22 protein-coding genes and 5 pseudogenes are annotated in these 25,269 nt (G+C 68.1%); 12 read left to right on the top strand and 15 right to left on the bottom strand.

Translation table 11 applies throughout. The features are described from left to right. The first annotated feature begins 6 nt into the window (after positions 1-6). From J7E89_RS28555 to J7E89_RS28565, 3 genes and pseudogenes are all read left to right on the top strand, one after another. A complete protein-coding gene (locus J7E89_RS28555) occupies positions 7-582 on the top strand; it encodes an acireductone dioxygenase (RefSeq protein ID WP_214977338.1) in 576 nt (191 codons plus the stop codon). A 1-nt stretch (position 583) separates the two neighbouring features. Further along, positions 584-1,360, top strand: coding sequence for an acireductone synthase (mtnC, locus tag J7E89_RS28560; RefSeq protein WP_214977339.1), 777 nt, complete (start codon positions 584-586; stop codon positions 1,358-1,360). Further along, positions 1,357-1,865: pseudogene (locus J7E89_RS28565) on the top strand (5'-methylthioadenosine phosphorylase); the annotation flags it as partial. The gene mtnC and the pseudogene J7E89_RS28565, both read left to right, overlap by 4 nt. A gap of 68 nt (positions 1,866-1,933) precedes the next feature. On the opposite strand, the gene J7E89_RS28570 reads toward J7E89_RS28565, so the two are convergent. Together J7E89_RS28570 and J7E89_RS28575 are read right to left on the bottom strand one after the other, a co-directional pair. After that, a complete protein-coding gene (locus tag J7E89_RS28570; RefSeq protein WP_308315633.1) occupies positions 1,934-2,455 on the bottom strand; it encodes an N-acetyltransferase family protein in 522 nt (173 codons plus the stop codon). A gap of 137 nt (positions 2,456-2,592) precedes the next feature. Continuing rightward, a complete protein-coding gene (locus J7E89_RS28575; protein ID WP_214977340.1) occupies positions 2,593-3,750 on the bottom strand; it encodes a permease in 1,158 nt (385 codons plus the stop codon). 350 nt (positions 3,751-4,100) lie between these two features. Here J7E89_RS28575 and J7E89_RS28580 point away from each other — a divergent pair, with 350 nt between their 5' ends. Then, positions 4,101-4,430 (top strand): metalloregulator ArsR/SmtB family transcription factor, encoded by a 330-nt coding sequence (locus J7E89_RS28580; RefSeq protein WP_251061210.1) that lies wholly within the window; start codon positions 4,101-4,103, stop codon positions 4,428-4,430. An 11-nt stretch (positions 4,431-4,441) separates the two neighbouring features. Further along, positions 4,442-4,834, top strand: a complete 393-nt coding sequence (locus J7E89_RS28585; RefSeq protein WP_214977341.1) for a metalloregulator ArsR/SmtB family transcription factor — start codon at positions 4,442-4,444, stop codon at positions 4,832-4,834. 257 nt (positions 4,835-5,091) lie between these two features. On the opposite strand, the gene J7E89_RS28590 is transcribed toward J7E89_RS28585, so the two are convergent. Continuing rightward, positions 5,092-5,463 carry a helix-turn-helix transcriptional regulator gene (locus tag J7E89_RS28590; RefSeq protein WP_214977342.1) on the bottom strand — a complete coding sequence of 124 codons (372 nt, stop codon included), beginning with the start codon at positions 5,461-5,463 and terminating at the stop codon, positions 5,092-5,094. Between the two features lie 309 nt (positions 5,464-5,772). Here J7E89_RS28590 and J7E89_RS28595 point away from each other — a divergent pair, with 309 nt between their 5' ends. From J7E89_RS28595 to J7E89_RS28605, 3 genes are all read left to right on the top strand, one after another. After that, entirely contained in the window at positions 5,773-6,090 is a 318-nt protein-coding gene (locus J7E89_RS28595; RefSeq protein WP_214977343.1) for a hypothetical protein, read from the top strand. Positions 6,091-6,303: 213 nt separating this feature from the next. Then, positions 6,304-7,668 carry an FAD-dependent oxidoreductase gene (locus tag J7E89_RS28600; protein WP_214977344.1) on the top strand — a complete coding sequence of 455 codons (1,365 nt, stop codon included), beginning with the start codon at positions 6,304-6,306 and terminating at the stop codon, positions 7,666-7,668. After that, positions 7,665-8,903, top strand: a complete 1,239-nt coding sequence (locus J7E89_RS28605; protein ID WP_251061222.1) for an MFS transporter — start codon at positions 7,665-7,667, stop codon at positions 8,901-8,903. The genes J7E89_RS28600 and J7E89_RS28605 overlap by 4 nt, the downstream gene beginning before the upstream one ends. 141 nt (positions 8,904-9,044) lie before the next feature. On the opposite strand, the pseudogene J7E89_RS42115 reads toward J7E89_RS28605, so the two are convergent. Both J7E89_RS42115 and J7E89_RS42120 read right to left on the bottom strand, forming a co-directional pair. Further along, a pseudogene (locus J7E89_RS42115) lies at positions 9,045-9,293 on the bottom strand (zinc-binding dehydrogenase); the annotation flags it as partial. After that, a complete protein-coding gene (locus tag J7E89_RS42120) occupies positions 9,262-9,480 on the bottom strand; it encodes a hypothetical protein (protein WP_308315634.1) in 219 nt (72 codons plus the stop codon). The pseudogene J7E89_RS42115 and the gene J7E89_RS42120, both read right to left, overlap by 32 nt. A 787-nt stretch (positions 9,481-10,267) precedes the next feature. Between J7E89_RS42120 and J7E89_RS41185 the strand changes: the two genes are divergently transcribed. After that, positions 10,268-10,654: a VOC family protein gene (locus J7E89_RS41185; RefSeq protein ID WP_251061223.1), complete on the top strand. Its 387-nt coding sequence runs from the start codon at positions 10,268-10,270 to the stop codon at positions 10,652-10,654. Positions 10,655-11,783: 1,129 nt separating this feature from the next. Here J7E89_RS41185 and J7E89_RS28620 read toward each other — a convergent pair. From J7E89_RS28620 to J7E89_RS42470, 5 genes and pseudogenes are all read right to left on the bottom strand, one after another. Then, entirely contained in the window at positions 11,784-12,524 is a 741-nt protein-coding gene (locus J7E89_RS28620; protein ID WP_214977347.1) for a class I SAM-dependent methyltransferase, read from the bottom strand. Positions 12,525-12,893: 369 nt separating this feature from the next. Then, a complete protein-coding gene (locus J7E89_RS28625) occupies positions 12,894-13,130 on the bottom strand; it encodes a hypothetical protein (RefSeq protein WP_214977367.1) in 237 nt (78 codons plus the stop codon). Beyond that, positions 13,043-13,471: a 2'-5' RNA ligase family protein gene (locus J7E89_RS42465; protein WP_214977348.1), complete on the bottom strand. Its 429-nt coding sequence runs from the start codon at positions 13,469-13,471 to the stop codon at positions 13,043-13,045. The genes J7E89_RS28625 and J7E89_RS42465 overlap by 88 nt, the downstream gene beginning before the upstream one ends. Positions 13,472-13,596: 125 nt before the next feature. Next, positions 13,597-15,210, bottom strand: coding sequence for an adenosine deaminase (locus tag J7E89_RS28635; protein ID WP_214977349.1), 1,614 nt, complete (start codon positions 15,208-15,210; stop codon positions 13,597-13,599). Between the two features lie 519 nt (positions 15,211-15,729). Further along, a pseudogene (locus tag J7E89_RS42470) lies at positions 15,730-15,882 on the bottom strand (IS5/IS1182 family transposase); the annotation flags it as partial. 746 nt (positions 15,883-16,628) lie between these two features. Between J7E89_RS42470 and J7E89_RS28645 the strand changes: the two are divergent. Next, complete coding sequence (locus tag J7E89_RS28645) at positions 16,629-16,964, top strand: hypothetical protein (protein WP_251061211.1); 336 nt, start codon at positions 16,629-16,631, stop codon at positions 16,962-16,964. 22 nt (positions 16,965-16,986) lie between these two features. Here J7E89_RS28645 and J7E89_RS28650 read toward each other — a convergent pair. After that, a pseudogene (locus J7E89_RS28650) lies at positions 16,987-18,092 on the bottom strand (IS110 family transposase); the annotation flags it as partial. On the opposite strand from J7E89_RS28650, the pseudogene J7E89_RS28655 reads away from it, so the two are divergent. Further along, a pseudogene (locus J7E89_RS28655) lies at positions 18,069-18,410 on the top strand (DUF4396 domain-containing protein); the annotation flags it as partial. The pseudogenes J7E89_RS28650 and J7E89_RS28655 overlap by 24 nt on opposite strands. A 341-nt stretch (positions 18,411-18,751) precedes the next feature. On the opposite strand, the gene J7E89_RS28660 reads toward J7E89_RS28655, so the two are convergent. Continuing rightward, positions 18,752-19,870: a sugar ABC transporter substrate-binding protein gene (locus J7E89_RS28660; RefSeq protein ID WP_214977351.1), complete on the bottom strand. Its 1,119-nt coding sequence runs from the start codon at positions 19,868-19,870 to the stop codon at positions 18,752-18,754. 576 nt (positions 19,871-20,446) lie between these two features. Here J7E89_RS28660 and J7E89_RS28665 point away from each other — a divergent pair. Further along, positions 20,447-21,907 carry an FG-GAP-like repeat-containing protein gene (locus J7E89_RS28665; RefSeq protein ID WP_214977352.1) on the top strand — a complete coding sequence of 487 codons (1,461 nt, stop codon included), beginning with the start codon at positions 20,447-20,449 and terminating at the stop codon, positions 21,905-21,907. 16 nt (positions 21,908-21,923) lie between these two features. On the opposite strand, the gene J7E89_RS41910 is transcribed toward J7E89_RS28665, so the two are convergent. The 3 genes from J7E89_RS41910 to J7E89_RS28675 form a co-directional block, all read right to left on the bottom strand. Then, entirely contained in the window at positions 21,924-22,058 is a 135-nt protein-coding gene (locus J7E89_RS41910) for a hypothetical protein (protein WP_285439298.1), read from the bottom strand. Positions 22,059-22,269: 211 nt separating this feature from the next. Next, positions 22,270-23,382, bottom strand: coding sequence for a PP2C family protein-serine/threonine phosphatase (locus J7E89_RS28670; protein ID WP_251061213.1), 1,113 nt, complete (start codon positions 23,380-23,382; stop codon positions 22,270-22,272). A 451-nt stretch (positions 23,383-23,833) separates the two neighbouring features. Further along, on the bottom strand, positions 23,834-25,150 hold the full coding sequence (locus tag J7E89_RS28675; protein ID WP_214977354.1) for an LPXTG cell wall anchor domain-containing protein: 1,317 nt from the start codon (positions 25,148-25,150) through the stop codon (positions 23,834-23,836). Between the last annotated feature and the right edge of the window lie 119 nt (positions 25,151-25,269).

Here is a 25,269-nt window from a genome sequence, read left to right on the forward strand (position 1 = left end):
AACGCCATGACCCTTCTGCAGATCATGCCGGACGACGCACCGGACAGTGTCCTGCTGCGCACCCGGGACGACGACCTCATCGCACAGGCTCTGCGCGAACAGTCGGTCGACTTCGTCAGGTGGCCTCTTCACCCGGAGGTGACACCCCGTACGACGTCCGAAGACCTGCTCGCCGCCTACCGCCACGAGATCGACGAGCTCTGCGCCCGCCAAGGGCTGCGCCTGGTCGACGTCGCCCGCCTCCATCCCGAGCAAGGCGCCGAGTGGCAGGAACGCGCGGCCAAGGCGAGGTCGACGTTCCTCGAGGAGCACCGCCACGCGGAGGACGAGGTCCGCTTCTTCGCCCACGGCACGGGCTGCTTCTACCTGCACCTGGACGCCCGGGTGTACGCCGTCGTGTGCGAGGCGGGCGACTTGCTGTCCGTACCGGCGAAAACGCGTCACTGGTTCGACATGGGACCCACGCCCGACTTCGCCGCCATCCGATTCTTCGAGAAGGAAGACGGCTGGGTCGGGGACTTCACCGGCGAACCCATCGCGGCTGGATTCCCCCGGCTCGACTCGCTCCTGGGAGCGGGCTGACATGCCCGCCGCCGGTCCGGGCAACGCCCCAGTAGAGGCGGTCGTACTCGATATTGAGGGAACCACCGGCTCCCTCTCGCACGTTCGCGACGTGCTGTTTCCCTACGCCCGTGAACGGCTCGACTCCTGGGCAGTCGCACACCGGGGCAGCCTCCCGTGGCAACGCGTACTCGACGCTGTCCGCGCCCACATCGGAGCCGGAGAGGTCACCGAAAGGGATGTCCTCGCTCTACTTCATCAGTGGGCCGACGCGGATGCCAAAGCGCCACCGCTGAAGACGGTGCAGGGACTCATCTGGGCCGAAGGCTACGCCTCGGGTGAACTGCACGGGCATGTGTACGCCGAGGTGCCGCGAGCCCTGGAAGGCTGGAAGGCGCGAGGAATGGCCCGCTACATCTACTCCTCCGGTTCCGAGGCCGCGCAACGGGACTGGTTCGGGCACACCGCGTACGGAGATCTGCGCGACCTGCTCGACGGCTACTTCGACCTGACGTCGGCCGGCCCGAAGACGAGCGCCGATTCCTACCGTGCCATCTCCGGTGCGGTTCGGCTGCCGGCCTCCCGTCTCCTCTTTGTGAGCGACGTCGGTGAGGAACTCGACGCTGCGGCCGAGGCCGGCTGGCGGACCGCGGCAGTACGCCGCCCAGGCGACGAACGCGGCCCCGTACCGGGGCACGAAGTCATCGCGTCCCTCGACCCCCTCCTGTCGGACAACGGCCTCACCGAGGACGCGTCCGGCTCACCGGCACAAGCCCAGGAGGAGCAGCGCCATGCGTGACCAGCACCACGAGGCACGCGGCACAGCGAAGCGACGTCACCACCCCCTACCGTGCGCCGTCGGACGCCGTGCACGTCGGCAGGGTCGCCGATGGAAGTGTGGCCTTCCTCCCAAGACACGGAAGCCACCACGAGTTGCCGCCGCACCGCATCAACTACCGCGCCAACATGTGGGCTCTGCGCTCGCTGGGCGTGAGGGAGGTACTCGCGCCGTGTGCCGTGGGATCTCCGCGCCGCGAACTCGGCCCGGGGAGCATCGTCGTACCGAACCAGCTTGTCGACCGGACAGTGGGGCGCGTCCAGATCTACGTGGACCATGGAGCGGCTCACGCGTCGTTCGCCGACCCGTACTGCGCTGGGGCATGGTGGTCGTCGAAGGGCCGCGGTTTTCGACGCGTGCCGAGTCACAGTGGTTCGCTTCCGCCGGATGGTCTCTGATCAACATGACCGGACACCCGGAAGCCGTGCTGGCACGTGAACTGGCCCTGTTTTACACGTCGATCTCCCCTAGGGCGAGTTACGTGTCCCTGTCCCCGCATCTTCTGACGCCGCCGGTGACCTCACGCCGACGGCGTCAGCCGATTTTGGGACTGCGACGCTCCATCAGCACCACGTCCCGCCATACGCCACGGTGGCGAGCCACCCGTTCTCGCCTGCCGATGACGCGGAACCCGGCTGTCTCGTGCAGTGCCACACTGGCGACGTTCTCGGGAAAGATCCCCGCCTGGATGGTCCAGATCCCCGCCGTCTCCGTGGATTCGATCAGCGCTCCGAGCAGCGCGCGCCCCACCCCTGTGCTCCGTGCAGCGGGGTCTACATAGACCGAGTGCTCGACGACTCCGGCGTACACCGGACGCGCCGAGACGGGAGAAACGGCCGTCCAGCCGACAACCCGACGCTCCGTCCGGTTCAGTGCCACCAGCCGGTGGGCCGGCAGCTTGGAGGCGTCGAATTCGCTCCAGACCGGAGCGCGTGTCTCGAACGTGGCGTCACCCTCGTCGATCCCCTTCTGGTAGATCGTCAGGACGTCCACGGCGTGCGCCTGGGTCATGGGGACCAGGACGAGCTCTGCCGAAGACGGTGCTTGCGTATCCACGGTTTCTCCTTCATCACCGCGAGTGCTGCACGCGGCTTGTGCCACTGGCCGTTGTGCCGGAATGACAGTGCCCTGCGGCGGGCGTCGTAGCCGGTCGCCGCAGGGGGCCGACAGTTCTTCTCTCCTCAGGACGTTACTCAGAGGAGCGGCAGTGCCACGAGACCGATGGCGGTGCTGCCCAGCAGGCCGATCCCGAGGTAGAACGCGAAGACCTTCGTCTTCACGACACTCTTCACCGCGACCATCGCGGGGATCGTGGTCACGGCCCCTCCGAGAAGGAAGGTGACTCCCGCCGCGGCTACCATGCCCTGGTCCAGGAGGCCTTCGACCACGGGGATCGCGCCGACTCCATTGAGGTAGAGCGGGACGCTGATGAGAGCGGCGAGCACGACCGAGAAGAACCCGTCCGTGCCGAGCAGGGTGGACACGAAGTCGGTGGGAACGTAGCGGACGATGAGCGCTTCCAGGACGATGGCCAGCAGGAGCCACCTGCCCAGGATGAGCGAGTCGCTCCAAATCTCCTTGAGGATCTCACCGGCGCGAAGGTTCTTGATGTCGCGCCGGACAAGTACCCGCCAGGGGGTGCCGTCGTCGTCCGCGGGGTTCTGCGCGGCCGCCGAAGAGCAAGGGCTGCCCGCGTCGCCGGATGCGGCTTCGGGGGAGCAGGAGCCGGCGGCCGGGGCGGGCGCGGAGTCCGTGCCTCCGCAGCCGCCTTCAGAAACGCCGCCGGAAGCGCCGCCTCCGACCGTGACCGTCGCGGGCGCCGGGGACTTCGCAGCCGAGCACGCCGGTTCAGGCACGGGCACTTCGGTCTCCGAGCCCGACTTGGCAGGCGCCGCTGCGGTGCTGTCGAGCAGAGGGTTGGCGAACCGGCCGCGCCGCTCCAGTAGGAGCACGAGGAGACCCGCACCGAAGCTCAGCACGAGGGCGCCAACGAGGCGCGCCGTCGCGATGGGGAAACCCAGCTGGGCGGCGGACAGTGCGTAGATCTCCGGATCCATGGAGGGAGAGGCGATCCAGAAGGCCATGACTGCGGAGAGAGGCACGCCGGCTATCAGAAAGCGGCGGATCAGGGGAATGACAGTGAAGGAGCAGAAGGGGCTGAACGCGCCGATGGCGGTGACGATGGCGATACCAAGGACCCCTCGGCGCCGCTGGGTGAAGCTGCGGCGGGCCACCACGTCGATGGATAGTCGCTGGACGGCGATTCCGAGGACGATGGCGACCAGAAACCACGGAAGGTAGTGCAGTACCTCGAACAGCACGAAGAGGCTGAGAGCCCGCAATTCGTCCACAGGGGGAACCTCTCTGAGACGGTGACACCGAGGAGGCTTCGTCAGCACCCCCCTTTAATCGAATATCGATGATAGACGATTAATAATCGGCGCTGCAATGCCTGCAGAGCGCTACGGGGCCGGGGCGCGGGGTGCGCGCCCCAGTGATCCGGCCTCTTGGCGCTCGTACCCCTTCAATGCAGGCCGGAAGTGGTGAGCGGGTCGCCTTTTGACAGGTCACCGCACGCCGATGCCGAGCGCTCGACCGTCCAGGCAGTGGATGTGACCCCTCGCGAGGGCTGCGGCGTCCCGTCTCGAAACCGCCACGAGCCTTGCCCTCGCGCCCGGTCATCGAATAACATCGATGGATCATGAGCGGTACGATGAATGCCCAGCTGATCGACCGAACCACAGCCGAGTCCTACGCGACGTGGTTCAAGGCCCTCTCCGATCCCACGCGCGTACAGATTCTCAACCTCCTCGCCCTCGCTCCGGGGCCGATGAGCGTCGGAGAGATCGTGGACCGGATGGGCGTCGGACAGTCGACGGTGTCACACCACCTGAAGCTGCTTGCCGACGTGCGATTCGTCCTGCGTGAGCGTCAGGGCACGTCCATGCTCTACTCGATCAACGTCGCCTGCGTCGCATGCTTTCCCAGCGCCGCCGATGCCGTCATGGGCCGCCCTGCGGCCTCAGCCTGAGAAGCGGACCCATGCCTGACGAGAGCGCCCACATATCCGCCCCCGCATCCACCTGCTGCCCGCCCATCACGACCGCCGCGCTGTCCGAAGAAGCGGCGGAGATCATGGCCAGGATGTTCAAGGCACTGTCGGATCCGGTGAGGCTGAGGCTTCTCTCGCGGGTGGCGTCGCACCCAGCCGGTGAGGCATGTGTATGCGACATAGCGGATGTGGGCGTCTCCCAGCCCACGGTCAGCCACCATCTCAAGAAGCTCCGCGAGGCGGGCCTGCTCACTTCGGAGCGTCGCGCCACCTGGGTTTATTACCGCTTGGCCCCCGGGGCGCTCGCCGCTCTCGGCGCTTTCCTGACCGAAACCGGCCTCGCTCGCGTTGAAGAGAAGGTGTTCACGGCGCAGAGCGCCTGATGGTTGCCCGGGTGATGGTCAGGTGATGTGCCGGCTCCGGTGTTCCACCAGGACGGTGTCGCGCCAGGTGCTGTGGCGGAATGGCCCGGATCCCGCCGCCTCCGTGGAGTCGACGAGAGCTTTCAGCTGCGTCGAGGCGACCCCCGCCCTCGGGTGCCGGGGTGAATGTAGGCGCGGTGCACGACGATGTCGGCGTACGCGCACCAGTCGTCACGATGGCGAGGGTGGGCGTGTGGTGGAATCCCGGGGTTTTCAGGTCAGGCTGTGGCGGCCTTGGTGAGGACCTGTCCCATGGCGGCGAGGACGGACGGTTCGACCCGGTAGTAGACCCATGTGCCGCGCCGTTCGGAAGAGAGCAGCCCGGCTTCCTTGAGCTTCTTCAGGTGGTGGGAGACGGTCGGCTGGGAGACGCCCACGTCGGAGATGTCGCAAACGCACGCCTCACCGGCCTCATGGGAGGCGACGGCCGAGAAGAGCCGCAGCCGGACCGGATCACCAAGCGCCTTGAACATCACGGCGGTCCGCTCGGCCTCCTCGGCCGTCAATGGACGCTCGTTCAGCGGCGGGCAGCACGGTTCAACGGTGGCCTCCAGGAGCGGCAGCACCTTTACCTCGGATACCTCGGACATGCCCGTATTTTGACATATGTCGAACCAGGTGGATAGGGCTACGGCTGCCGCAGGTCCCGAGCCGGACGGCGTGCCACGCGCCTGGCGTCACGTCCGACTCCCCGCAAAGACGCCGATGACAGGCTCCGCTGCCACTCCGGGCTGACATGGGCGAGGCGCGGGTGATCATCGTGTCCACATCCTCCTTCGAGCCGTCGGCCCACGTAACAGCCGGGCCGTCGATCGACGTGAAAGGGAGCGGTGACCCGGCCGACTCCACGGCGACGGCGGCGCGAGAGTGACGGTCGTCGGCCATCGAGGCTCACGCGCGTGACCGCCGACGACCACGACCCGCTGGCCGGCGTACGGTCCGGCGTTCGACACCCCGAGGCGTGCAGCAGCGTCCCGGCGAACGTGTCGGGCCCGGGCGGGCGAGGCGGCTTCGGTCGGTGGAAGCCGCTGGTGGCAGTGACGACGGGCCGCACCCCAAGAACCCGCCCGTCAACGAGCTGGAGTGTGGAGTCCCTGCCGTCCGTATGTACGGAGGAGACCCGCTGTTCCGTGCGGATGCCGGCATCCAACTGCTCGGCGTACCGCAGCAGGTGGGCCACGGTCGGGATCGCCGCCGAACGCCAGCCCAGGCGGTGAGCTGTGCCGCGCTGGTGAGAACAGGGTGAGGCTGTCGTAGTGCTGCGGCCAAGACCTGGCCGCCGGTCCTGACGTCTCCAGGACCACGGGCTGAAGGTGCTTCCGCAAGGGCGCGGCATCGACGAATGTCTATGTTGACGCTCATCGAAACAAGTGCGATGCTGTTGGCAGCGCAGGAGATCGACGGATGTCGAAATAGCTTAGGGAGTCGCCGTGAACGCCAACGCCACCGACCAGACCCAGTTGCCTGTCGTCGTCATCGGGGCAGGCCCGACCGGCCTGGCCGCCGCCGCCCACCTCGTCGAACGGGGCCTGGAGCCCCTGGTTCTGGAGCGCGGATCGCATGCCGGCGCGGCAGTGCGCGAGTGGGCGCACGTCCGGCTCTTCTCCCCTTGGGGCGAGGTCACTGACCCGGCTGCCCAGAAGCTTCTCGCGCCGACCGGCTGGACGCAGCCCGACGCGAACGCCTACCCGAGCGGCGGCGACTGGGCGGAGAAGTACCTGCAGCCGCTCGCCGACGCCCTCGACGGCAAGGTCCGCTACGGCGCCACGGTCACCGGCGTCTCCCGCCTAGGCCGCGACCGCGTCGTCGACGCCGACCGGGAGCAGCAGCCTTTCACCATCCGCATCACCCTCACCGACGGCACCGAGGAGCGCATCCTCGCCCGCGCCGTGATCGACGCCTCCGGCACCTGGTCCACCCCCGGCCCCCTCGGAGGCGACGGACTCCCGGCCCTCGGCGAACACGCGGCGGCCGACCGGATCGCCTACCGCGTCCCCGACCTCAAGGACCCGGCCATCCGCGCCCGCTACTCCGGCAAGCGCACTGCCGTCGTCGGCTCCGGCGCCTCCGCGTTCACCGCCCTCGCATATCTCGCCGACCTGGCCAAGGAAGCCCCCGCCACCCACTCCGTGTGGATCCTGCGCCGCGGCCTCAGCAGCTCCACCTTCGGCGGCGGCACCGCCGATCAGCTCCCCGCCCGCGGCGCCCTCGGCCTCGCCGCCAAGGCAGCAGTCGACGACGGGTACGCCGACGCGGTCACCGGCTTCCGCACCGCCGCCGTCGAGAAGAACGGCAACCAACTGGTCCTCACCTCCGACGACGGCCGCCGCCTTGACCCAGTCGACGAAGTCATCGTCCTCACCGGCCTGCGCCCGGACCTGTCCTTCGTCTCCGAGTTGCGCTTCAGCCTCGACGAGCGGCTCCAGGCACCGCTCGAGCTCGCCCCGCTGATCGACCCCAATCAGCACTCCTGCGGCACCGTCTACCCGCACGGCGTCAACGAGCTCTCCCACCCGGAGAAGGACGTCTACCTCGTCGGTATGAAGAGCTACGGCCGCTCCACGGCCTTCCTCGCCATGACCGGATACGAGCAGGTCCGCTCCATCGCCGCTTCCCTCGCCGGCGACAAGGAAGCCGCCGAACGCGTCGAACTCACCCTCCCCGAGACCGGAGTGTGCGGCGGCGCCGGCCTCTTCGAGCAGCCCGAAGCCGAAGAAGCCACCAGCGGCGGATGCTGCGCCGCACCGGCCACGCTCACCATCGGCGCCCCCGCCGCCTCCTCCGGCGGCTGCTGACCGACGTGCCGACGACCAAGGCCGGCGTGGCCGCGACCGGGACAGGGGTCCGGTCGCGCCCACGCGCCGTTCTGCCCGCTCTGTGCGCCACCCAGATCACCAGCTGGGGCGTCGTCTACTACGCCTTCCCGGTCCTCAACTCCCGCATCACCGCCGACACCGGCTGGTCCCCGACCACCACCACGGCCGCCTTCTCCGGGGCCCTACTCGTCTCCGCCCTGGCGGGCATACCCATCGGCCGGATCCTCGACCGGCGCGGCCCGCGCGCCGTGATGACAACCGGTTCCGTCCTCGCCGTACTGTCCCTGCTCACCATCGCCCACGCACCCAACCTGGCGACTTTCGTGGCCGGATGGCTGCTGGCCGGTACTGCCATGGCCGCCACCTTCTACCACCCCGCCTTCGCCGCCCTCACCCGCTGGTGGGGCGACGACCGCGTCCGTGCCCTCACCGTCGTCACCCTCGCCGGAGGCCTCGCCTCCACGGTCTTCGCGCCCCTGACCGCAGCCCTCGCCGAACACTTCAGCTGGCGAACCACCTACACCGTCCTGGCGGTCGTCCTCGGCGTCATAACCATCCCCGCACACGCACTGGCGCTACGTTCGCCATGGCCATCAGCCCCCACCGCCGCCGGTCAATCCCTCACCCCAGCGCCGCCCGTGGCCCGCAGCCGCCCCTTCCTCCTCCTGGCCGCGGCGCTCACCCTGTCAGGATTCGCGATGTACGCCGTCGTCATGGGCCTCGTACCACTCCTGACCGAACGCGGAGCCACCACCACCGAAGCCGCCTGGGCGCTCGGGCTCGGAGGCGCAGGCCAGACCCTCGGCCGCACCCTCTACGCCACCGTCGCCCGCCACACCAGCGTCACCGCCCGCACCGCCGCCCTCGTCGCAGCCGGCGGAGCCACCACCGCCGCCCTCGCACTCATCCCAGGACCACTCCCACTCCTGGTCCTCCTGGCCGTCATCGCGGGCACGGTACGCGGCAACCTCACCCTCCTCCAGGCCACCGCCGTCACCGACCGCTGGGGCACCACCCACTACGGACGCCTCTCCGGCCTCCTCAGCGCCCCCGCCTCCATCACCGCCGCCCTCGCTCCCTTCGCCGGCGCTGCTTTGGCCGGCCCTCTTGGCGGCTACCCAGCCCTCTTCCTCCTCCTCGCCGCCTTCTCCCTGGCCGCAGCGCTGCTCGCCCTCGGCACCAAAACGCCTCGTGAACTCGTGCAATCCAGCTGAGCGCTGCCGACCCGCCAAGGACCCCTTCGCCGCGGCGACCACCTCGCGAGGATGCTCGCCGGCGGCGATGACGGAGTTGTCCGCGATCGACGCGTGCCGGCCGCCTTCGCGCAGGACGGCCAGCGTCGTGTCCAGGACCCCGCCGACGCAGTCCGGGACGACATCGACTCCGCCCGGCGCGAGTGTCCGGACGGGTTCGACAACTCCCTCGCCGTACTCTGCGGGCTCCGCGCCGAGTTCGGGGAGCCGGTCGTGATTGGCGGCGGAGGCGGTACCAATGACCAGGGCGCCGAGGGCACGTGCGATCTGCACCGCCAGCGATTCCACACCGCCGGCGGCGCCATGGATGAGTACGGTGTCACCCGGACCGGTGCACAGGGGCGTCAGCACCTGGTAACCGTGAGACCGGCCAGCGGCAGACCGCGGCCTGGTCCCAGGTCAGTGACGCGGGCCGGCGGGCGAGGGCCCGCACGGGGACGGTGACGAACTCGGCGAAGGTGCGACCGTGCACGCAGTCCTTGCGCGCGTAGGCGATGACCTCGTCGCCCACCGCGAACTCGTGCGCGTCGATACCCACTTGCTCGACGATCCTGGCGACGTCCCAGCCGGGGGACCACGGGGAAGAACGTTCCTATCAGGTCCTTCAGCCGTCGGCCATGATCTTCCGTGGACGGCGGGCTGTTCGCCGAACACGGGCCCTCCGCCGGCGCGGACTGGTGCTGCCGACCGGGTTCCGGGCAGTCGGCAGATCGTGGGCGCGGCTGCGGAAGCGGGTGTTCCGAGACCCACCACGCCAACGGAACCGGGTCTGGCAGATGGACTTCTCCGAGTTCGAGATACCGCCCCGCGGCGGGATCTGGGGGGTCTGCGCAGTCCTCGACTACGCCGCCAAGTACTGCCTCGTTGTCGAGGCCGAGCGGGGCATCGACCTCGACGACCTCCGTGCCGACGGCGGCGCGATGGACGTCGTCGACGCCGACGACTACGTGATCGGTGAAGCACCCGCTCCGATCGCCGTCGTGACGGACAACGGGCCATGCTTTCGTGGCGTGACCTTCGCTGACGCGTTCGCCGGCGACGACCCGCTGTTCTGTCATGTCCGCACACGGGTGAGGAGCCCCAAAACCAATGGCGTAGTCGAGCGGTTCTTCGGCACGCTGAGGTACGAACATCTCTACCGCGCCATCATCGGCGACGACAACGCCCTCGCCGTCGAAGTCAACCTGTTCCGTCACACCTACAAACACTCTGCGACCCCACCAGGCCCTCGACGAACGCACATTACGCGCGGCTTACCTCGCCGTCGAACACTGCGATTAGCGTGTGGCCTTTGGCGGACCCGCTACTTGACTGGGAGTCCTGACATGACCAGTAAGTTCACCGAGCTTGCGATCGACTGTGCCGATCCGAACGGTCTCGCCCGGTTCTGGTGCTCGGTCCTTGACTACGTAGTGCAAGACGAAGGCGACGGAATTGTTACAATTGGCTACCCTATGGCGCCTGAAGGCAAGAACCACCTTGGCCCAGTGCCACCGGTGTTGACATTCGCGCACGTGCCCGAGGTCAAGACCGTCAAGAACAGGCTCCACCTCGACGTCAATCCAACCGACAGGGAGCAAGACGAAGAGGTCCGTCGCCTGCTCGATCTAGGTGCTCGACATGCCGACGTCGGCCAAGACGATGAGAGCTGGGTCGTACTTGTCGATCCAGAGGGGAACGAATTCTGCGTCCTTGCGGGCCGCCGGCCCTGATCGGAGGCCGCACACCGCGCCAGACCTACTTCCGGTCGCCTGCCAGCGCTCACGCGAACATGACACTGCTCGGCACCGGGGCGGGCCCGGCACGGGCGCGTCACTTGGCGACTGGCTCCTGTATCGCGCTGCCGACGTGCTGCTGGCGATGGACGGGGTGAGCCTGCGCTGCTGCAACTGTCCGCCGGCGCTGGTGGCGGGAGTCTTGGCCGTCCGGGTCGGCGTCGTCGTCCACCGTCCGCCACAGACACACGGTCACGGACGTTGTCCCGTCCTCGTCCGAGAACGCCAGCTCCGTTTCATACCGCCTGACCACCTCCGCACCACGTCGAGCACACCAGGCCACGCCAGCCCGTCGTCGCGAACGTAGGGGCTCGTGACCGACTCGTGGTCAAAGTTCCGTATGTACGCCCCCGCGGGCGAGAAGACGATGAGTACTCGTCACTCGAGCCGTTGCCCATCGACGCCAGCTGACCTCAACGCGGCGGGCACGCTGGGGGGGTGGGGTGTGCGGTCGGTGGGGGTGTGGTTCGGCCATGTGTTCAGCGGGTTTGGTTCAGTGTGCCCGGCACACTGAAGGCAGTGCCCTGAGCAACCCCCACTCGTGCAGGGGGCTCAACCGCAGCCGCCGGGCGGCTTTCCGTTCGGCCGTGGCGAGTCGGACAAGGCAGCGGGCTCCGGGGCATTGCGGCATTGGTGGTTTCGGTTGTGGTCCTCGTGTTTTCAGCGGTGGCGTCGTTACGTCAATTGAGGCTGGCGCGCATGCAAACACGCTGCCGGTGCTCGTGGACCTTTTCCAAGAGCACCGGCAGTGACCGTCTGGCCTTGGCGCGGCAGTTCGTGCACGACCAACTGACCGGCCGTGATCTGTGGGCCGCTGGCCGGGTTGTCGCAGGACGAGCGGACCCTGGTGCGGACCTGGCCTGGTTCTACGACATTTTGGGTGCTCCGGTCACGCACGGCGTGGTGGATACCCAGCCGGTATCGGGATATTTGGGCGGGTCGGTGATCTCTGTGTGGGAGGGCATGCAGCCGCTGGTGGCCGCGGAGCGGGCCAAGCGGGCGCAGAAGGCTATTGCCGGACCCCAACCGCTGGCAAAGGTCGGGCCGCCGGGATGCCCGGTGGTCGTCAGGCGCGGCAGCGCAGCATCTCCAGCGGGGGGTTGGCGTGGAAGTCCGCCCAGAAGTCCGCACCGAACTCGCGCACGCCGGCCTCCGACACGGTCAGCGGGACCCAGGTCACCTCGCTGAATCCGGCCGCCCGCAGGCACTTCTCGTAGACCTCGCGGCGCGGGCGGTTGGCGACGAACGAGATCGGCGGGTCGAGCAGCGCCGTGGTCCGGACTTGCGGTCCGGTCTCGGCCGCCTCGCCGGTGAGCTCGCTGCGGAAGCCGTACTTGTCCGGGGGCGGCCCGTCGAAGCGGAAGTCGGGCGACTGGTTAAGCAGGAAGAACTCGCTGCCGGGCTTCAGGCTTCGGTGCGCGTTGCGGCACATCCGCTCCGTGGTGGCGATGTCCTCCGCGTAGTTGAGCAGCTGGACGGCCAGGCCGACGTCGAAGCGCTGCTCGAGGGGCCGCAGTTCGGACGCATCGCCCACCTCGTAGCGCACACCCAGCGGATTGTGCTCCTCCAACTGCTGTGCCACGGCGACCATTTCCCCGGAGATGTCGATTCCGAGCACGTCCGTGGCGCCGCGTCGTTTGAACTCCCTGCTGTAGAAGCCGGTGCCGGAGGCCAGGTCGAGGACCGACTTGCCGCGGACATCCCCGACCATGGCCAGGAAGCTGGGCACCACCGCATACTGCTCCAGTGGCAGGGCCTTGAACCCCTCGTACGCCTCACCGATCTCGTCGTACTGCTGCACGCTCATCGTGCCGTCCTCCCCGTGCGTTTCGTCATGTCCCGGGCCTCGGCCCCCGTCCCCGGGGCACGCCGCGGCCTCTGTCTGGCAGTCTCTACGGACCTCGGCAGGCCGTCGTACTGGCAGAAGCCACAAAGATGTGGACATCGTCCCGGCCTCCTGTACAGGCGGGCGTACGGGTTCGAGCGGATGTCGGACACCTCGGTACGACCTTCGGCATCCCCTCGCGCTCGGTCTCGTCGCCCGGCTCGGTGTGCGGTGGGCCATCAGCACCGAGCCCCACAGCACTGCGAAACCGAGCCAGTTCGCGGCCGCCACTTCGCCTTCGCCGCCTCCAGGCAGCACCGCCCGATTGGACTCCGCAGCTTGGCCGGGCTTCTAGCCAAGTTCTCTGCGTACAAGGACCCTGAAACTTGTGGCCGACAACTCCTGCTGCATGTCCAGACTGGGCGCGGCTTCACTCGACGAAGGCAGGGACATGGACGTGGCTTTGGAGGCGGGGAAGTCTTCCCGCGCCACGCCGAGCGTCACATGCGGCCAGAACTGGTCCTCGCCGATGCCGAGGCGGCCGGTGATCTCCGCCTGGATGCCGGCCAGCTCGGATGTGTTCTCCACTCCCAGCCGGACCTGCTCCTGCCGCTGGATGACATCGGCGTCGTAGCGGTATGCCGGATCCTTCTGCAGCTGCCAGCTGCCAGCTGCCAGCTTCCGTGACGGACTTCGCCGCTCATGCGGATCGTGGGGGTGGGCCAGGTCCGTTCACTCAACAGTGCGGCCGCATCAGCGAGCGTGACCGCATCGGCGTCATGGAGGAAGCCCAGCGTAATGTGCATGTGATCACGCTGCTGAGGTTCGATGTGCTCCTGGTGGACCCTTTGCAGCTCCACCAGCGCGTCCACCAACTCAGCAGGGACACGAAGGCTGAAAAAGGCGTTTGCTGTCCGGGCGCTCGGCATGGGGCACGCTCCATCTCGTACGGGTGTGGCTGATCTTTATCGACAACGGTGGTGACCGTACGGGGCGCCTCGACATGTCGGCCCCGGCCCGGCCGACATGTCGAGGTCTGACAGCGGGTGCTGCCTCAGTCGCGGGCGCCAAAGGTACGTTCGAAGCGGTGGAAGGCGGCTTCCTGCCGCCACTGTGCGGCGGCCCTCGCACTGGCGGCGAGGAGGCGGCGGCACTGCGGGCCGACAGCGTGACCGGAGTCGGGAATCTGACCCTGGCAGGCCGGCTGGGCACGGTATCCCCTGGTCGTGGGGTTGGCCTGCCAGAGGCTGGCGCCGGGCAGGAAAGCGTACTGCAACGATGCCCGGGCCAGGTCCTTCAACTCCGGGTAGGGCAGGCCGTACGTCTCGGCGGCGTACTGGTACTCATGACTTACGTCGATGCGGCTGATACCGGGATCGTCGGTGGCCAGGACCACCGGCACGCCGTAGGCGCGGTAGGTGGCGAAGGGGTGGTCGTCGCCCTTGACGCCGAGAATCTGGGCGTTACTGGTGAAGGGCACCTCGACGGCAATCTGCCGGTCGGCCATGGTACGGGCGGTGCGCTGCCAGTCGTCCTCATGGACGAGGCCGACGCCGTGCCCGATCCGTTCCGCACCGGCGATGGACACCGCCTCCTTGATGTGGAACTTCAAGTCCCTGGGCTTGACCAGACCAGGCCACAGCTCACCTGCGTGCAGTGTGATGTGGGCACGCGGGTAGACACCGCGGAGGTAGGCGAGCATGCGCATGTGCAGGCTGTAGTCGCCAAGGGCGCGCTCCCCGTCCTCGGGCTGGACGAGGTTGACGGCGACGAACCGGTCATCGCGTTCGGCCAACCGCATGCCGAGGGCCATCTGGGTGAAGACACGCTCCGGCGTGCTGCTCCTGGAAACCTGGGAGATCCAGCGCACTGGCAGACGACAGCCGGGCCGGGCGCGGCTGGTTCCGCAGTGCGCGGCCGCTCGAAACTCCGTATCGGCATCATCGGCCTCCTTACGAGCCCCGGCCACCAACGCGTCCAGTTGGCCGCCCGCCGTCAGCTTGCCGTGCAGCTTCGCGAAGTCCTTGTCCCACCCGACCTGTGCGGCGAGTTTCTTCGCTCCGTCGGAAGCCGGAGTGACCATCGTCTCCAGATAGAACTGGTTCTGGGCGGCCACTTGGTCGGCGACCTCGGCGAGCAGCTTGCCCCGGTGACGCCAGGTCACCTCGCCGAACTTGCCGAAGGCATCGAAGAAGTGGTCGTGACCGTTGCCCTCCGGTGGGAAATCCTGCATGGACCATGCCCGCACGATGGCGTCATGGAAAGCGCGGTCGGTGCGTGCGCCGACGGCCGGGCGAGCCCCGGTGCCGCAGGGCGGTGCGAGAGCGGTCATCGTCCGCGTGTCGATACACAGTCCGTCGGCGGCGGCCAGCTCGATCAGGTACTCGGTGGAGACGGCGCCGGACAGGTGGTTGTGCAGGTCCCCGCCCTTGGGCAGGTGAAGGAAGAAATCGCGTAGCAGGCGGGGATTGTTCCGGACACTGTTCAGGTACGAGGCGGTGCCTGACTCGGACGCGGTCACCGGCCGGGAAAGCGAACCGGCCTGAGGAGGTGTGGGCAACGGCTGAGCAGCCTGAGCGGGCGGCAGCAGCGACAAGAGGCCGAGCGTACCGAGAGCGACGGCCAGCAGCGACCGGGGGCGGCGAACGGCATTACGGTTGTTCTCCATCACAGTGCATGATCACTGGCGGCACCTCGCCGTGGAACGGCCGACGCGGGCTCGGGAGCGAGAGTCACCCGACCTGGCGAACCTGCCGGGCTCGTTGAGGGCTTCCCGGTGCCATGCGTGCACCGTCCGACGCGCACCCGCAACGAATCACCTGTCTCTCCCCAGCTCTCGAGCAATCCCGGGCCCCCTCCCGCCACGTGCTGGGCAGAGGTCGGCCGTCACTGCGGGCGCGACGGTGGCGAGCAGCACAGCTGCCACGACGGCAGCCCGCGCAGTGGTAGACCAGACGGTCATCGCCGCTGCGCGCGGGGGCACTGGGCTCGGGCGGGGCAGGGGCGGCGTGGCGGCGAAGTGCTGCAGGCACTGCCACGCAGCGATGGCGAAAGGTCGCGAGGGTGATCGGTCGCGATGGCGGCTGGCCGGCGGTCAGCGGGACTGGAGGGCGTCCAGTGCCACGCCCTGCGCTATGGCCAAGCGACGGTCGAGATCCGGGGCTGTGATGTCCACGAAAGGTGGTCGGAGGAGAGCTGCGGCGAGGCTGACGAAGGCGAGGAGGCGCTCGGGCTTTCGTTCGTAGCGCCAGTGCATGCGGCGGCATCCGCCCAGCCGTCTCAGCGTCCGCTCGACGGTTCGCCGGTACAGCCCCAGCCACGCAGAGGAGTCGACCCCCCGTTCGGGCGATTCTTCTACCGAGGGAAGCCGGCAGGCGGTTGGCTGACTGCCGCCGTGTTCAGTCCGGTTGCTGAATGGTCCGGCCCTCGTCATCAACGGTCCTGGTTGACCAGTAGCGGTCCCATTTGTCGTTCACGTACTCGGGGACCATGCCTTCCGGATAGCGGGCCCCCCCTCTTGCGGCTCCTCACCGTTGGCGACGCAGTCGCCGCCGGAGTTGTTCACCGCAAGGACCGGGTAGTGGTCGGTCAGGCAGACCCTTTCTGCGTAACCACACCCACTCAGCACAAGCGCTGTGACCACGCCGGCAAGGGCGGCATGGGGAAGTGTGCGGTGCTGCGACATGGCCACGAAGCCTCTTTCACTCGGTGATGCGGCCAATCTTCAAGGTCTGCCTTACCCCTGTGATGAGTACTGATACTTAAGTCTGCCTGCAGGCTTTGTCGGGGCGGGTGTGTGCTTGCTTCGCTGCGGCGAAGCGGTAGGTGGCGCCGGTGTCCTCGCCGGGTGCCTATGGTGCGCCGCAGGGTGCTGACGATGTGGGCCGTCCCTTTGCCGCCTGCGGGCGGAGGCGACGGATGTTCCGTGAAGTCCCAGGTCAGTGGGCGTGTGCGGGGAACGTTCCGTCAGGGGATGTGTCGGTCGTGGGGGCCCCTATGTAGTTCGTCAAGGTGGCAGATTAGCTTGCCGGTGAGACCAGCTGGCTGGAGGAGGATGCGGTGGGGGCGTCAGGCGAGGGGTCGAAGATGCGGCCAGTCGAGGAGTGGCAGGACGTATATGACCTGCTGGATGCTGTTCGGCAGCGGCCGAACGCATGGGTGCGTAACGGCTCGTTGGAAGAACTGGCGGTGCTGATGTTCGGGTATCACCTCGCCCTTCAGGTCCACGATGTCGACGAGACGTTCGAGTTCCACCGTGGGTGTGGAGGGTTCGCCTCTTGGCTCAGCCGGACCCGTGGGTGGTCGATGGCGACCGGGTGGGACGCCGCGATCGCGGAGCACTTGCCTGGAGAGCCTCCGCTGGACGACTTCTTCCGGCTCCTGGACGAGTACCGCGAGTTTCCCAGGTCCGCCGGTCAGTGAGCCCTTCCAGCGTGGTGTCTGTTCAAGCTGATCGCGCGGGTTGGGGTTCGCAAATGGTGCCGTCGCGGAGCATGGCGAAGAGGACGTCGGCTCGTCGTCTGGCGAGGGGGGGAGGGCTTGGGTGTGGTGTTTGCCCTGCGCGATCTTCCTGTCGTACTAGGCCCGCGATCCCGGGTCCCGAGGGCGGCGAAGGCGGCGAGGAAGAAGGCCCGATTGAGCTGCTTGTTTCCCCTCCGGGAGGGCTGTTCGCCGCGGATCGACGACCCTGAACTGCGGGTCGCCGGCGCGAGACCCGCGTAGGCAGCGAGGTGGCCGGCGGTCGGGAACGTGCTGCCGTCGCCGACCTCGATCAGGATCCGTGCTCCGGTCCTGGCGCCGACTCCCGGCATGGACGTCAGGATCTTCGAAAGAGGGTGGGCCTCAAGGAGTTCCTCGATCCGCCCGGCCAGTAGTTTGCGCTGGTCAAGGACGGCGGCCAGGGGTCCGGCCAGGCTCGGGACGATCAGTGCGGCCGCGTCCGTGCCCGGGACGGTCTGCTCGTCCAGGGCGGTGAAGACCTCCTCGACCAGCCGTCGGCCATCCTCGGGGCCTTCGGCCGCAACAGCGTGACCAGCCGCCGCCGGCCGGCCTTGCGGATCTGGGCCGGAGACCCGAACTGCTCCAGCAAGGTCAGGACAGCCGGGTGCTGCAACCGAGGCCCCTGCACTCGCTCCAGCGAGGGATGGATCTGGGTCAGCAGGCCGTGCAGCCGGTTCGCGACCCTAGTGGCCTCACCGGCCAGGTCGTCGTCGAAGCCCACGAGCATCTCCAACTCGACGATCGTCCCGTCCTCGCCGTCGATCGCCCGCAGCGTGTGAGGCATCGCGCGGGCTGCATCCGCGATGATGAACGCGTTCCTTCGCGTCCGTCTTGGCCTCACCCCGATAGAGGTCAGCGATCCGCCGCATCGTGAGCCCAGGCAGGTAGGCGAACGGGCAGCCCATGTCCCTCGCGACGGCCAGCGGCAGATCCCCGATCGAGGCCGGCTGGTCGACCACCACCAGCACCGTGCTTGGCCTGGAGTTTCGCGAATAACTCCCGGAGCTTGGGTTCGGTGTTGGGCAGACGCTGTGGGGCAACGTGCCCACCATGGTCTTGGCGATCGCGCTGGCGTTCGTCTTCGGCTACTTCTTCACGCTCTTCGCGGTCCGCCGGGCCGGTCTGGACTTCAAGTCCGCGATCAAGGTGGCGCTTGCCGCGGACACCGTCTCCATCGCGGTGATGGAGTTCGTCGACAACGGCATCATCGCCCTGACGCCCGGAGCGATGGACGCCCACCTGTCGGACGCGCTGTTCTGGACCGCGCTGCTGGGCGGCTTCGTTTTCGCCTTCTTCATCACGACCCCGGTCAACAAGTGGATGATCGGCCGCGGCAAAGGCCACGCCGTCGTCCACGCCGACCACTGACCACAGCCGCTCGACACCGCGCCCGGCCGCACCGTGAAGGTGCGGCCGGGCACGCTGGTAGCCAGGGGCGTTAGCCGGAGCGTTCACGCCGCCACCGACACCGCACGCCGTGGGCAAGGCGCTCTCGCGGATCCTGCCAGGTGACACCGGTGTGATCGAGCCGGTGCCGCGCAGCGCGGCGCGGCCCGCCGCGGGTTGTCGCGCGGCGGGCCACTACCTGACGATGACGACGTGCACGCCCGAACTCAGCTTGAAGTACCGGCTGGTGGCGTGGGGGGCGGTTGGCCGGCGTAAGGCCCCGGTGAGTAATGGGGTACGGGGTACGGGGCCGGCCCGGGGGACTACTCGAGCCCGAGCTCCTCGCACTCGGCCTGGACCCCGGGGACACAGATCTGCTCCACCGTGTAGAGGCCGTCAGTGATGACGGTCTCCTTGATGTTGTCCTTCGTCAGTGCGATGACGGGGATGCGCACAGTCGGGACGGACTTCTCCGTCGGGGTGTCGATGTCCGTGTGCGCGGCGGCTCCGAGCGACATGTTCCTGGCCAGCAGGATGGCCATCTCCGCGGCGGCCTCTGCTTCCGGTGCGTATTGCTTGTAGACGGTCATGTACTGATCACCGGCAACGATGCGCTGCACGGCCGCCAGTTCGGCGTCCTGGCCGGTGACCGGCGGGAGGTCGGTGACACCGGCGGCCTTGAGCGCGGCGATGATGCCACCCGCCATGCCGTCGTTGGCGGAGTAAACGCCGGTGATTTCGTCCTTGCCGAGGGAGGCGATCGCGGCCTCCATGTTCGCCTTGGCGTTCTCCGGCTTCCAGTCCTTGGTGTCGTACTCGAGGCCGACCTCGACCTTGCCGTCGAGCTCGGTGTGGGCGCCCTTCTTGAACATGGCGGCGTTCGGGTCGGTGAGGGCGCCGTTCATCATCACGACCTTGCCCGACGCGGACCCGGGCCCCGAACCGGACCCGGCCTTGCCCTTGAGAGCTTTCAGCAGGGACTTCCCCTGGATGTGGCCGACCTGTTCGTTGTCGAAGGAGACATATCCGTCGATGGGGCCCTCGGCGAGGCGGTCGAAGGCGACGACCGGGATGGCGGCGTCGTCAGCCTTCTCTATCGCGCCGGCTATGGCCTTGGAGTCCACCGCGTCCACGATCAGTACGTCGACCTTGTCCTTGATCATGGATTCGAGCTGCTGCGTCTGCAGATCGGCGTCGTTCGTCGCGTTGGCGTAGCGGACCGTGCCCTTGCTGTTGGTGAGCAGCGCGATGCGCTCCTCGATGACCGGCTTGTCGAACTGCTCGTAGCGAGCGGCCTGGTTCTCCGGGAGCAGCAGACCAACAACGATGTCGTCACTCAGCCTCACACGCGGCGGTTCCTCGGTCGTCCCGCAACCGAAGAGGGACATGGCCATCGCGGGGGCGGCGGCTGCGACGGCGGCACGACGCAGATGTGCGTTCATTGGTTGAATCCAACCTCCGTGACAGGCCGCATTAATTGCAGCCAAGATGGCCGAAAGCCAACTCTGTGGTTGGGGAAGCGTCAAGACGCGTCCGATTAACGTGACCGCAACGTGATTCTCTGTAATGAAGCGTTCAAGCATCTGTGATCGCAGGGGCCGGGAGCCGGGGCCCACGAGTCAGAAGCCAGCCGTATCCAAGGACTGTCGGCGGTGTGGATTCCGGAACGGCATCGGGTATCACCTCCAGGCCTGCGCGTCTCAGCGGCCGGTACACCCTGCGGTACCGCTCTTGTCTACACACCCGGTCACCTATCCACCGTGTCGTCGCCGGCTCCGCCCCCGGATCCCGCCCACAGCTGAACGTCAACGACATTGCTCCGTGTGCCCCATGCCTTACGGGGGCGCCAGTGCACCACTGCCCGACAGGTGTACCGCCCCCAGGGGCCTTTGACTGCCGCACGAAATCACACTCCTGGGCGTACAACCTTCCGCCCACCTGGGATGTCTTGAGCGTCAGCGGGCGCGCTGACCACGCTGTCTGTGCTGTTGCACCGCTTTTCAATGCAAGGAGAGAGTGTGTCAGGACGCGCATTTCGCAGGACGGCAGTCACGGCCGCGGTGGTGGTGTCCGCGTCGTTGCTGTCGCCCACCGCGCACGCCGCGACGTTCGCTGCGAGCACCTTGAGGCTGCAGGACGACTTCAACGGCGACGGTTACCACGACGTGGTGGTCACCGCGCCGACGGCCACAGTCAGCGGCAAGTCCGGGGCGGGCTACGTCGCCGTGCTGTACGGGTCCTCATCGGGGCTGAACACCAGCCGCAAGAAGGTCATTAGCCAGGACAGCACGGGCATACCCGGCGTCGCCGAGAGCGGTGACAGCTTCGGTAGCGCGGTCTCCAGCGCTGACCTGGACAACGACGGCTACGCCGACCTGATCGTCGGCGCATCGGGCGAGGACGTGGGCACCGTGCAGGGCGCCGGCGCGCTGGCCGTCATCTGGGGCAGCGCGAGCGGGCTGTCCTCCGGGAGCACCCTGCTCAGCAACACCAACGCGAGCCAGTACCTGGGCGTGGGCGTCGCCGCCGGCGACTTCAACGGCGACGGCCACAAAGACGTCGTCACCGAGGGCGACAGCGGACTGCAACTGCTGAGCGGCCCGTTCCACCGCGACGGATCGGCTGCCAAGAAGTCGATGTTTCCGGACATGGTGCCGACGGAGGGCTCCCGGAGCGTGGGCCGACTGACGGCCGCGGACGTCGACGGCGACGGCCTCACCGACGTCATAGGCTCCGCCACCTGGAACAGCGAGGCCGGCGCCGGACCTCCGACCGCGGTGTACTGGCGCGGCACCGCTTCCGGCTTCGCCGACCGTGTCCTACTGGGAGTCGAAGCCGACGACGTGGCTCTGGGTGACCTCAACCGCGACGGGCACGCCGACCTGGTCGCCGGACACTGGTCCACGGGATACGACATGGACATGGACCCGATGAGCAAGGGCGGCATGATCACCGTCGTCTACGGCAGCGCCTCCGGCCCCGACGTCGGCAGCCAGGTGAAGTACAACCAGGACAGCTCCGGCATCCCCGGGGCCGCTGAGGCCTTCGACAGCTTCGGCAGGGGCATCAGCGTCGGCGACATCAACGGCGACGGCTACGCCGACGCCACCATCGGGGTGCCCGGCGAGGACTTCAACGGCAAGACCGACGCCGGTGCCCTGGTCGCCCTGTCCGGTTCTGCGTCCGGCCTGACCACCAGCGGTGCCAAGGTCTACCACCAGGACACGTCCGGCATCCCCGGCACCGCTGAATCGGCCGACACTTTCGGCACCGCCACGAAGCTCGTCGACGCCAACAAGGACGGCAAGGCCGACCTCCTGGTCGGCGCCCCGGGCGAGAACAGCCGCGAGGGCGGCGTATGGGTCCTGCGCGGCACCTCCACCGGCATCACTACCTCCGGCTCCTGGTCCTTCGGCCCCGGCGCCCTGGGGACCACAAGGGCAAACGCCCGACTCGGGAGCGACTTCAACCACTTCTAGGGTTCTGTCGCTTTCCTCAGCTGCGGGAGCAGATGAGCATGGCCGCGAGGTCGGGTGCGGCCTGGTAGGCGATGGCGACGCTGCTCGCCTCCACCACCACCGGCGGCGGCGAGTCCGTCGACTGCACTGCATCGCCTGCCAGATGGTTCACAGGGGTCCTCCTCTCGGACGGCAGCGAGCCGGTCGCTGCCGAGCCGGCCCCCACCGAAGCGAAGCCGACTGCGGGCCGGTGGGCGCCGTCTACTCCCTCGGCTTATCCGGCCCTGTCCAGCCGGGGGCGCAGACGCTCGAGTTGGCAATCTGAAGGACGGAATAAAGGGCTCGCGATTCTGTACGGCTCAACTCGGCATCCGTACGTCGCACTACGCGAGGTGCTCCTCGGCCCGAGTGTTCGAGCACTGCACGGCGAGGGCCGCGATGTCGTCGTCGAGCCTTCCGCCGCTGTAGTGGAGCAGGGCCCGGTGAAGCCGGTCGAGCACCTCGCGGGGCGGAGTCGGGCCTTGCTGCCGCATCCAGTCCGCCAGTGGGAAGAACTCGCCGGTGCGGTCCCGGGTCTCTGTGACACCGTCCGTGTAGAGCAGCAGCTGGTCGCCCGGGGCGAAGGCGACGGTATCCACGCAGTATTGGTTACCGAGGAGTGTCGCGAGGTTGAGGGGCGGCGAGGTCGTGGTGGGCTCCAAGACACGGATCTCCCCGCGGTGCATCAGCAGCGGCGGGGGGTGCCCGCAGTTGAGGAGCCTGACGTGGCCGCCGCCATGGGGGATCTCAGCGAGCAGAGCGGTGGCAAAGCGCTCGGGCAGGTCCTGGGTAGGGAAGGCTGCGCTGTAGCGGGTGATGCTGATCTCCAGGCGACGGATGATGCCCCTCAGGTCGGGCTCGTCGTACGCCGTCTCCCTGAAGGAGTTGATCACCGCCGAGGACGCCCCCACCGCGGACAGGCCCTTGCCGCGTACGTCGCCGATGAGCAGCCGGACTCCGTACGGTGTGTCGGCCGCCTCATAGAAGTCGCCGCCGATCCGGGCCTGCTCTTGGGCCGCCAGATACAGCGACTCGATCTCGACGCCCCCGATGCGGCCTGGCAGGGGGCGCAGCAGCACCTTCTGAGCCGCGTCGGCGACGAGGCGGATGTGGAAGAGAGCCTCCTCCCGCTGGAGCCGGACATGGCTTGCGTATGCGGCTGCCAAGGTGACCGTGATGATCGCCGCCGCCGTATACGGGGTTCCCAGGTCGGTGTAGGCGAAGCTGAGGCCAATCATGACCAGCAGGCAGAACGCCCCCAGCAGGATCGTGGGGAGCACGGGCCACATCGCGGCGGCGAGGGCGGGTGCGGCAGGCAGGAGGCGGCTGAAGGCGATCTCCCTCGGTGTGGAGAACGCCAGGCCGGCGATGAGGGCGGTAAGGATCACCGGTGACAGCCAGGCAGCTTCCCACCGGCCGCCGTAGGGAGGACGACGGCGCCAACGCCGTCCGGGCATGATCACAAAATGCATCATATCCGGAGTAGATCGGGCATCTAGCGCCCTAATGGGCCATACGGTGGCGCGTCTGCGTCGCGTTCGTTGTTTCCCGCGGACCCCACCACCTCCCGCTATGCGTCTACGAAACGCGGCGTCGGGGAGAACCGAGCCTGCGGACCGCGGCGCCTGGGCAGCCGGGGCGCCGGGGGTAGCGCGGCGTGTCCCGTGATCACCGAGCGCAGGTGACGCACGTGCCGGTCATCCAGGTCAACGCGTCAGCTGCGCACCGTCGACACCGGTTCGTACGACACGGTGGACAGTAAGGCCGACTTCGGCTGCCGGGGGTCGGGGTCGGGGGAGAAGGTGGCGCGTGGGGCGGCTTGCCCCTGGACGCGAGTGGGCCCGGGCCCCTCCCATGGCCTCAAGGGCATGGGAGGGACCCGTTCTTCGCCGGTTTCTGTGCCGGGCCTTACGACGCGCGGCGGCGGCGCACCGCGAAGTAGAGGGTGCCACCCGCCACCAGCGCCGCGGCTCCCACGCCCGCGATGGGCAGGGCGCTGTCCGAGCCGGTGGCGGCCAGGTCGCCGCCGTCCGTCGAGGCGCCCGAGCCACCGGTGGACGAGGAGGAGGAACCGCCGGCCGACGACGACGCGGAGCCGGAGCTGCCGCCGGACGACGAGTCCGAACCGCCACCGGACGAGGAAGTGGAGCCGCCGGTGGAGGAGGAGCCGGAGCCGCCGGTAGCCGAGGAGCCGCCGGTGGACGAGGATCCGGAACCGCCGCTGGTGGTCCCCGACGCGGCGTTGAGCACGATCTCCGCCGTGTTGTTCGCCAGGTATTTGTCGAAGGGAGTCTCGGCCTTGACGAACGACGCCGTGCCCGTCGCGCCCGGGACGACCTTGTCGATCTTCAGGCGGAAGCGGTAGGGCCAGTCGCTCTTCTCACTCACCCAGCCCATCTGGTTCATGCACGTGTACTCGCCCGTCTTCACCTTCTCGCACGGGCGCGGCGCCTCCGTCACGGTCGTACCGGCCGGAATCCGAACCTTGATCGTCAGCGCCCCGGTGCTCACCACCCGGTTCATGTCGACCCAGGCCGGGCCCTTGTTGGTGAACTGGAAGGAGGCGGTGATCGTCTCGCCCGCCTTGCCCTTCAGCTTGCCGCCGGTCAGCGAGAAGTCGGCCGTGTTGTCGGCGGTCACGAGCGCGTGCGTCGACGCACTGCTGTAGTCCTCGTCGGAGCTCGGTTCGGCCGCCTTCCGCTCGACCAGCTTGAGCGCCGGCCCGGTGCCCTGCACCTCTTCGCCGGTCCCGTCGGGGTCCGACCAGCCTGGATCCTGCAGGTGGACCGACACGCTCAACCTCTCGTACAGCGCTCTGTCCTGGACGTTGTACTGCGGCGCCTTCTCGGGCACGTACACCACACCAGGCTCCAGTGCCTGTTCCACGGCGCAAATGGCGTCGTACCCGTCCGGCATCTCGTCGTAGCCGCCAGACTCCGCGTACGTGCAGTTGGAGTGCTGCTTGGCGAAGTCCAGCCCCGCCGAGCCGTGGAGGTATACCCAGACGCGCTCGGCCCGCTCAGTGCCCTTGTTCTTCAACGAGAGCGGTATCTCCGGGGTGCTGCCTGGCTTCACCCCTGTTATCGGAGCGAGCTTCGCTACGGCCATGTCCGGCCCGGCCTCGTCCGCGAGGGCGGGGGCGGCCGCCAGCGCGACCAGGGCAGCGGCACCGGCCGCGCTGACTCCACCGCGCAGCGAGCGGCGGCCGACAAGGGCGTTTTTCATGCGGGTCCCTCTGTGTGACATGTAGGCGAACAAAGAGCGTCTGCCGGGAAGCAGTTGCGAGAAGCCAGACCTCTGGCGAGACCGGAGGGTTGTACGGAGATCACTCCGACTCGGCCAAG

The organism is Streptomyces sp. ISL-100, from assembly GCF_018614615.1.
Taxonomy (GTDB): Bacteria; Actinomycetota; Actinomycetes; order Streptomycetales; family Streptomycetaceae; genus Streptomyces.

Bases quoted from the DNA above. Each gene is read 5' to 3' on its own strand.
- J7E89_RS28555 (WP_214977338.1), top strand. From the start codon at position 7: ATGACCCTTCTGCAGATCATGCCGGACGACGCACCGGACAGTGTCCTG.
- mtnC (WP_214977339.1), top strand. From the start codon at position 584: ATGCCCGCCGCCGGTCCGGGCAACGCCCCAGTAGAGGCGGTCGTACTC.
- J7E89_RS28580 (WP_251061210.1), top strand. From the start codon at position 4,101: ATGAGCGGTACGATGAATGCCCAGCTGATCGACCGAACCACAGCCGAG.
- J7E89_RS28585 (WP_214977341.1), top strand. From the start codon at position 4,442: ATGCCTGACGAGAGCGCCCACATATCCGCCCCCGCATCCACCTGCTGC.
- J7E89_RS28590 (WP_214977342.1), bottom strand. From the start codon at position 5,463: ATGTCCGAGGTATCCGAGGTAAAGGTGCTGCCGCTCCTGGAGGCCACC.
- J7E89_RS41185 (WP_251061223.1), top strand. From the start codon at position 10,268: ATGACCAGTAAGTTCACCGAGCTTGCGATCGACTGTGCCGATCCGAAC.
- J7E89_RS28620 (WP_214977347.1), bottom strand. From the start codon at position 12,524: ATGAGCGTGCAGCAGTACGACGAGATCGGTGAGGCGTACGAGGGGTTC.
- J7E89_RS42465 (WP_214977348.1), bottom strand. From the start codon at position 13,471: ATGCCGAGCGCCCGGACAGCAAACGCCTTTTTCAGCCTTCGTGTCCCT.
- J7E89_RS28635 (WP_214977349.1), bottom strand. From the start codon at position 15,210: ATGGAGAACAACCGTAATGCCGTTCGCCGCCCCCGGTCGCTGCTGGCC.
- J7E89_RS28645 (WP_251061211.1), top strand. From the start codon at position 16,629: ATGCGGCCAGTCGAGGAGTGGCAGGACGTATATGACCTGCTGGATGCT.
- J7E89_RS28660 (WP_214977351.1), bottom strand. From the start codon at position 19,870: ATGAACGCACATCTGCGTCGTGCCGCCGTCGCAGCCGCCGCCCCCGCG.
- J7E89_RS28670 (WP_251061213.1), bottom strand. From the start codon at position 23,382: ATGCCCGGACGGCGTTGGCGCCGTCGTCCTCCCTACGGCGGCCGGTGG.
- J7E89_RS28675 (WP_214977354.1), bottom strand. From the start codon at position 25,150: ATGAAAAACGCCCTTGTCGGCCGCCGCTCGCTGCGCGGTGGAGTCAGC.